Origin of the sequence: Streptosporangium sp. LJ11 (assembly GCF_051918945.1) — a bacterium.
Classification (GTDB): domain Bacteria; phylum Actinomycetota; class Actinomycetes; order Streptosporangiales; family Streptosporangiaceae; genus Streptosporangium.
Window position 1 is genome coordinate 140,372 of sequence record NZ_JBPXMB010000027.1, and the last position, 7,041, is coordinate 147,412.

Genomic DNA, 7,041 nt, shown 5'->3' on the forward strand with positions numbered 1-7,041 from the left:
CACGCGGCACCGGGCCGGAGCAGGGCGGGCAAGGGAGCGGGGCAGGGCCGGGACCAGGGCCGGGGGCGGGAATCCGCCGCCCCCGGGGTCACCGGCTCTAGCCTTCGACCTCCGTGCGGTCGGCCGACCACAGGGTGTGGAAGGAGCCCTCGCGGTCCACCCGCTCGTAGGTGTGCGCGCCGAAGAAGTCACGCTGGCCCTGGATCAGGGCCGCGGGCAGGCGCTCGGCGCGCAGCCCGTCGTAGTAGGCCAGCGCGGTCGAGAAGCCGGGCGCCGGAATGCCCAGCTCGGCGGCCTTCGACACCACCCGCCGCCACGAGTCCTGCGCCAGGGTGAGCGCGTCGGCGAAGTAGGGGGCGGCGAGCAGCGTGACCGGCTTGTCCTGCGCCGCGTACGCCTCGCGGATGCGGTCGAGGAAGACGGCGCGGATGATGCAGCCGCCCCGCCAGATCGTGGCCAGCGCGCCGAGGTCGAGGTCCCAGCCGTACTCGGCGCTGCCGACCCTGAGCTGGTCGAATCCCTGGGCGTAGGCGACGATCTTCGAGGCGTACAGCGCTCGCCGCACGTCCTCGGCGAACTCGTCGCCGACGGCCCCCGCGGGCACGCCCGACGGGCCCGGCAGACCGCGCGCGGCCTCCCGCAGGTCCGCGTGGCCGGACAGGGAGCGGGCGAACACCGCCTCGGCGATGCCGCTCACCGGAACGCCCAGGTCCAGCGCGATCTGCACCGTCCACCGGCCGGTGCCCTTCTGCTCCGCCCGGTCGGCGATCACGTCGACGAGCGGCTTGCCCGTGGTCGCGTCGACCTGGCGCAGCACCTCGGCGGTGATCTCGATCAGGTACGAGGACAGCTCGCCCTCGTTCCACTCCGCGAAGATGTCCGCGAGCTCCGCCGGGGTCCGGCCGAGTCCCTGCCTGAGCAGATCGTAGGCCTCGGCGATGAGCTGCATGTCGGCGTACTCGATGCCGTTGTGCACCATCTTCACGAAGTGCCCGGCGCCGTCGGGGCCGATGTGCGTGCAGCAGGGCACGCCGTCCACCTTCGCCGCGATGTCCTCCAGCAGCGGGCCCAGCGCCTGGTACGACTCCTTCGAGCCGCCGGGCATGATGCTCGGCCCGAGCAGCGCGCCCTCCTCGCCGCCGGAGACCCCCGCGCCGACGAAGTGGATGCCGCGCTCGCGCAGCGCCGCCTCGCGCCTGCGCGTGTCCAGGAAGTGCGCGTTCCCACCGTCCACGAGCATGTCGCCCGGCTCCAGCAGGGGGGCGAACTCCTCGATCACCGCATCGGTGGGCGCACCCGCCTTGACCATGATCAAAATACGCCGGGGCCGCTCCAGAGCGGCGACGAAATCCTCCGGAGTCTCGCAGGGGACAAAGGTTCCCTCGTCCCCGTATTCCTCGATCAGTGCCTTGGTCCTGTGCTGGGACCTGTTGTGTACCGCTACCGAGTGCCCGTGCCTGGCCAGGTTGCGGGCGAGGTTCGCCCCCATCACGGCCAGTCCTGTCACACCGATCTGAGCCTGAGTCATCTCTGACACTCCTTTGTCGTGTCCAAGGATGCCAGTCTGCACCCACCGCCGATCAAAGCCGTCAAGAGGTCCCGGGAGAGAGGATCCCGGCGCCGTACGGATCCGCGAACCGCCCGTTTCCACGGGGTTTCCGCGTCCGGGCGGAACGGAGAGGAGGAGACCCGAGCCCGACGCGAGGCCGTAAGGGCCTTTGGGGACGGTGGCGGGTCAGGGACACCGGAGCCCGGGAATCCCCTGGAGGCCAGCGACGGAACAGGAGCAGGGAGCCCGGCGCGGAGCCGGGAGTCGCTCGGGGATCAGTGGCGGAACAGGGTTCCGGGGGCCTCCGAGCCGAGGACCCCGCCCAGGCAACGATAGGTCCGCGCACCACCCTGGAACTGCTCCTTCGAGGGCGGCAGTATCATGCTCCGCCACCTGGCCTGCCCGATCCTGCGGGCGTCGCCGTACCGGGAGGCGAGCATGATCCGCGTCGTGCACACCTTCTTCACCGTCGGATGCCGCTCCAGGGCCGCCAGATCGTGGGTGAGGGAGTCCTGCGGCAGCGGGGCGATCGCGAACGTCTCCCACAAGTGGGACTCCTCGCAGCCGATCCGCTTGGTCGTGGCGTCGTCCGCGATCGCGACGAGGCTGCCCCAGCACTCGGGCTCCGCCACGCACGCGGCTCCCGCGCCCGCCACCGCCGCGGCGGGGCAGGCGGCCGTGACCGTGGCCACCTCGGGGACCTCGCGGGCCGCGGACGCGTCCGCCTCCGGGGCCGCGTTCCCGTCCTCGCCGGCGTTCTGGAGGGCCTGCGGGCCGGACCGCTGCCCGGTGGACGGGGTCTGGTCGCGGTTCTCGATGTACATGAGCCCGACCCCGGCCATCAGCAGGATCGCGAAGGCCACGGCCACCGCGACGAAGACCCGCACGTTCGACGAGGAGGGATGCGCCGGGGCCGCCGCGGGCGACCGGGTGCTGGAGAGCCCCTTCAGGCCCGGTGACGTCAGGTGCGACCGCGCCGCCTCCCCGCCCGGCCCGCCCCGCGCCGCCGGCGTGCCGTACGGCGACGCGTACGGGGGCTCGGCGTACGGCGGCGTGCGTGCCGGGCCCGCGACCGGAGCCGGGGGAGAGGCCGGAGCCGAGGGAGAGGGGGGAGAGGCGGCGGGACGCGGTGCAGGGGACCGGCGGGCCGGACCGCCCCTCTCCAGGCGCAGGTCCGTGAGGGCGTCGCGCAGCGCGGACACCGAGGGGGTGCGCCGCGCCGGGTCGGTGGCCATGGCCTCCCTGAGCACGGCGGTCAGCTCCGGTGGCACCCCCGGGATCTCGGGGACGGGCAGGCGGTGCAGGGCCATGATGACCGCGATGTTGACCACGCCGCTCTCGGGAAAGCGCGGCGGGCGCCCGGAAAGCAGCGCGTACAGCGTGGCGGCGAGAGAGTAGACGTCGCCCGCGGCGGCGGGTTCGGTCAGCTCGAACGCCTCGGGCGGGGCGTAGGCCGGGGTGAGGGACTCCCGGGTCACCGACGCCTCGCCGCCCGAGGACGGCATGGTGGCCAGGCCGAAGTCGGAGAGCACCACGTTGCCGTACCGGTTGATCAGGATGTTGGCGGGCTTGATGTCGCGGTGCAGCACCCCGGCGGCGTGCGCGGCCGACAGCGCGTCGGCGATCTTGATGCCGATGTCGGCGACCTCGGCCGGCGGCAGCCGCTTCTCGGCCCGCATCCGGTCCAGCAGCGACCCGCCGGGACACAACTCCAGGACCATGTACGGCCGGCCGTCGGGCAGGACCCCCGCGTCGTAGACATGGGCGACGTGCGGGTGGCCGGAGAGGGCGCCGGCCGAGGTCACCTCACGCATGAAACGGCGCCGGTCCCGTTCGGAGACCAGCACCCGGTTGTCCACCTTGAGCGCGACCTCGCGCTCCACCGCCAGCTGCCTGGCCCGGTAGACGATCCCGAAGCCGCCCTGGCCGAGCACCCCGGACACCTCGTAGCCCGGTACCGCAAAGGCGCCGGATTCGGCCACCTGCCACCTCCTGAAGATGAGCGGCAGATTACCGGAGTTTGATCGGCTAATTGGGGACGTATTCCCTTATGCCTGATCAGGCAAGTGACGTTCGTGACCGGTGGAATGCTCGTCGCCGAGTTCCGCCAGGAGCGCGTCCCAGCGGGCGCCGACGGTGTCGAGACCGTAGCCGGAGGCCGTGAGCACGGCGTTCCCGCCGAGCTCGCGGCGCAGTTCCCGGTCCTCGATCAACCGGCGGAGCGCCTCCGCGAGCGCCGCGGGCTTCCTCCCCGGGACCAGCAGCCCGTTGTGCTCGTGGACGATCACCTCCCCGGGGCCGTGCGGGCAGTCGAAGCTCACCACCGGCACGCCCTTGCTCATCGCCTCCAGGATCGTCATGCTGAACCCCTCGTAGCGCGAGCTGACGACGTGGATGGACGACCTGGCCAGCTCCACGCCGATCTCCGGCGAGCTGCCCATGAGCAGCATCGTGTCCGACAGCCCGGCCTCCTCGATCCTGTCGCGGAGCCTTCGCTCGGCCCCGGCCCTGCCGCGCCCGTAGAGGCGCAGCACCCAGTCGGGATGCGCCTCCGACACCGGCTTCCACGCCTTGACCAGCAGGTCGAAGCCCTTGGCGTGCACCATCCTGCCGATGGCGATCACCACCTTCTCGTCCAGCTTCGAGATGTCACCGGCCAGCGCGGTCACGGCGTTCGGGATGTGCAGCAGCCGTCCCGGGGGCGCCTTCAGCGCTCTGCGGTAGTGCTCCAGGTCCGCCTGGGTGAGGGTGACGAAGGCGTCCAGCCTGCCGTAGCGCCGCTTGATGAGCCGGACGACCTCCGGCGCGTGCAGGTCGAGGGCCACGTGCTCCTGGCCGACGGTGATGACGCCCGGCGGCGCGAACAGCGCGGTGATCAGGTTGAACCCCGGCCGGGTGGAGATCAGGACGCCGGAGCGCATGGACCGCAGGAAGCGGACCATGAGCAGGTCCGTCCGGAGCGAGACCGCCCGGTGGACGTTCTCCTGCCTCGGGATCAGGACGCTCGGCAGCCGCGACAGCAGCCGTGCCACCGGCCCCCGCCGTCCGGTCCTGTCGTCGAGGAACGACACCCGCACGCCCGGCGGGATGGGGAAGAACGGCTCCTTCGCCGTCCGGACCACGCTGACGATCTCAACGTCGCGTTCGCGCGCCAGGTGCCCCGCCAGGTTGAGCACGGTCCTGATCGTGCCGCCCATCCCGTACGCGTGCTGCAGCAGGATACGGACCGTTCCGGTGTCGGGGGCCGGAGCGCGCCGCGCCCGCCTCGCGTTGCGGGCCCGCAGCAACCGGAGCGCCGCGCGCCTGGCGTGTCCGCGTATCTTCGCCGACGTCCCCGAGATCCCCGGCATCCTGAGAGCCCCCGCCCCTCGCTCTCTCCCTCACTTTCCCGGAGCGGCTTTCCCCGAAGCACGCACGTCACGACATCCTGCTCACCGTCCGGTGAGCTGTTTGTCCTCCCGGTGCTCTTGATTTACCGTCGCCCGTCGCCTGCTGTTCGCTGTTCGTCATTCGCCGAAACGAGACAGCCGGCCGCGTACGCGAGCGTGGCGCAGCGCCCACGCGAACAGGCCGAGCGTGGCGACGAGGTAGACGGCGTCCAGCAGTGCCGCCCAGGCGAGGCTCTCCCAGGGCACGGCGCCGCCGTTCAGCACGGTTCGCATGCCCGTGAAGACGTGGGTCGCGGGCATGAACTCCGCGATGGCCTGGAGAGGGCCGGGAAGCGTCTCGACGGGGTAGAAGATGCCGGCCAGCGGCTGTGCCACGAAGACCAGGGACCAGGCGATCACCTGGGCGTTCTCGCCGAACCGCAGCACCGCGCAGATTCCCACCAGGCCGAGGGACCAGCCCATCACCAGCAGCAGCGCCATGAACGGCACCATCCCCGCGCCCATGCTCGTCACGCCGAAACCGTAGAGGCCGAGCGCCAGCCCCGACATGATCGCGACGGCGAAGACGACCTTGCCGAACGAGAACACGATCAACCCGATCACGTACTCGACATTGGAAAGCGGGCTGACCTGGACGTTCAGTAAGTTCCTGCTCCAGATGTCCTCGAGGAACGCTATCGATATCTCGTTGCTGGCCTTCTGGAGCACCTGCCACAGCAGGACCGCGCCGAGCAGGAAGGCGGCGATGAACGGCACGCGCTGCGACTGCAGGAACAATGTCACGAAGCCCCAGACGAACAATTCGATCGTGGGCCAGAAGACGATTTCGAACATCCGGATCGGGCTGCGGCGCAGCGCCGCCAGGTCGCGGAAGACCACACCGCTGATCCGCCGCCTGCGCGCGGCCAGGCTGAGCGGAGGAAGGGTTATCGTCATGATCGCGCCACCTTGAGAAAGACCTCTTCCAGATCCTGCGCGCCGTAGACGCCGGTGAGTTCGGTGGTGCTTCCGCTGGCCACGATCCGACCCTCGGACATGAAATGGATGCGGTGACACATCCGCTCCACCTCCTGCATGTTGTGGGACGTGATGAGCATCGCGCGCCCGCTCTCGACGGCCACCCGGACGAGCAGATTGCGAATCCGGTCGCCGGCGTCGGGGTCGAGGTTGGCGGTGGGCTCGTCGAGGATGAGCAGGCTCGGCTCGTTGATCAGGGCCTTGGCCAGCTGCACACGCGTGCGCTGGCCGGAGGAGAGTTCCATCACGCGGCGCCGGCGCAGCGGTCCCAGGTCCAGCAGCTCGATGACCTCCTCCACCCGGACCTTCGGCTTCCGCACCCCGTACAGCCGGGCGAAGGCGTCGAGCACCTCACGCACGTGCAGGACGCCGGGAAGGTCGACGTAACTCGCGGCGAAGTTGATCTGGCTGAGCACCTCGGTCCGGTTGCCGGCGAGATCCAGGCCGAACATGTGGATGCTTCCGCTGTCGGGCGTGATCAGCCCGAGGAGCATGTGCAGGGTCGTCGACTTGCCCGCGCCGTTGGGGCCGAGCAGGCCGACGATCTGGCCCGCTTCGACGGTGAGGCTCACCTCCTGGACGGCAGCCACCGAGCCGAACCTCTTCGCCAGCGCCACGGCCTCAAGAATCACCACCACGCCAGCGTGCGGGCCGCCACCCCCTCCGGGCAATCGGTTTTCCCCCGGTGGCGCGGTTGATTTGACGACGCGGGTCGGGGTTCATAAAGTTCACCAGCACCCGAGGGAGACGGCGGTGACGCCGGGGCCTCGGAACCCTCTCTGACGATCTTTCTCCTTACGGGATCTTTGTCCCCAAAGAGGTCCGATTCGACATGAATCGGACGATCAAGTAAGTTAGACGGGTTGCCCCGAAAGGGGAGGCGGTAAATTCTGAAACAGGTAAGCCGGATCGGGTCGGTTTGACACGAAAAAGCGGGCCTGAAAGAATAAAGGCACAACGAAAGAACAGAATAAAACAGAACGAACGCCCCGGAGTTCTGCCGGACCACTTGGTCGGGTCAGGGTGATGGTGTACGCGTCCGTTTCTTGAGAACTCAACAGTGTGTTAAAAGCCAGTGCATGAAGC

At 69.9% G+C, this 7,041-nt stretch carries 5 protein-coding genes; all 5 read right to left on the bottom strand.

What is annotated here, in order from left to right; translation table 11 throughout:
- Positions 1 to 97 precede the first annotated feature (97 nt).
- Positions 98 to 1,528 (bottom strand): NADP-dependent phosphogluconate dehydrogenase, encoded by a 1,431-nt coding sequence (gene gndA, locus ACTOQ3_RS34040; protein ID WP_440087585.1) that lies wholly within the window; start codon positions 1,526 to 1,528, stop codon positions 98 to 100.
- A 296-nt stretch (positions 1,529 to 1,824) separates the two neighbouring features.
- Entirely contained in the window at positions 1,825 to 3,531 is a 1,707-nt protein-coding gene (locus tag ACTOQ3_RS34045; RefSeq protein ID WP_440087586.1) for a protein kinase domain-containing protein, read from the bottom strand.
- A 66-nt stretch (positions 3,532 to 3,597) separates the two neighbouring features.
- The gene (locus ACTOQ3_RS34050) at positions 3,598 to 4,899 is read right to left on the bottom strand and encodes a glycosyltransferase family 4 protein (RefSeq protein WP_440087587.1); all 1,302 of its coding nucleotides are present in this window, start codon (positions 4,897 to 4,899) and stop codon (positions 3,598 to 3,600) included.
- A gap of 156 nt (positions 4,900 to 5,055) precedes the next feature.
- The gene (locus tag ACTOQ3_RS34055; RefSeq protein ID WP_440087588.1) at positions 5,056 to 5,874 is read right to left on the bottom strand and encodes an ABC transporter permease; all 819 of its coding nucleotides are present in this window, start codon (positions 5,872 to 5,874) and stop codon (positions 5,056 to 5,058) included.
- A complete protein-coding gene (locus ACTOQ3_RS34060; protein WP_440087589.1) occupies positions 5,871 to 6,590 on the bottom strand; it encodes an ABC transporter ATP-binding protein in 720 nt (239 codons plus the stop codon). Before ACTOQ3_RS34060 ends, ACTOQ3_RS34055 begins: the two co-directional genes overlap by 4 nt.
- Positions 6,591 to 7,041 lie beyond the last annotated feature (451 nt).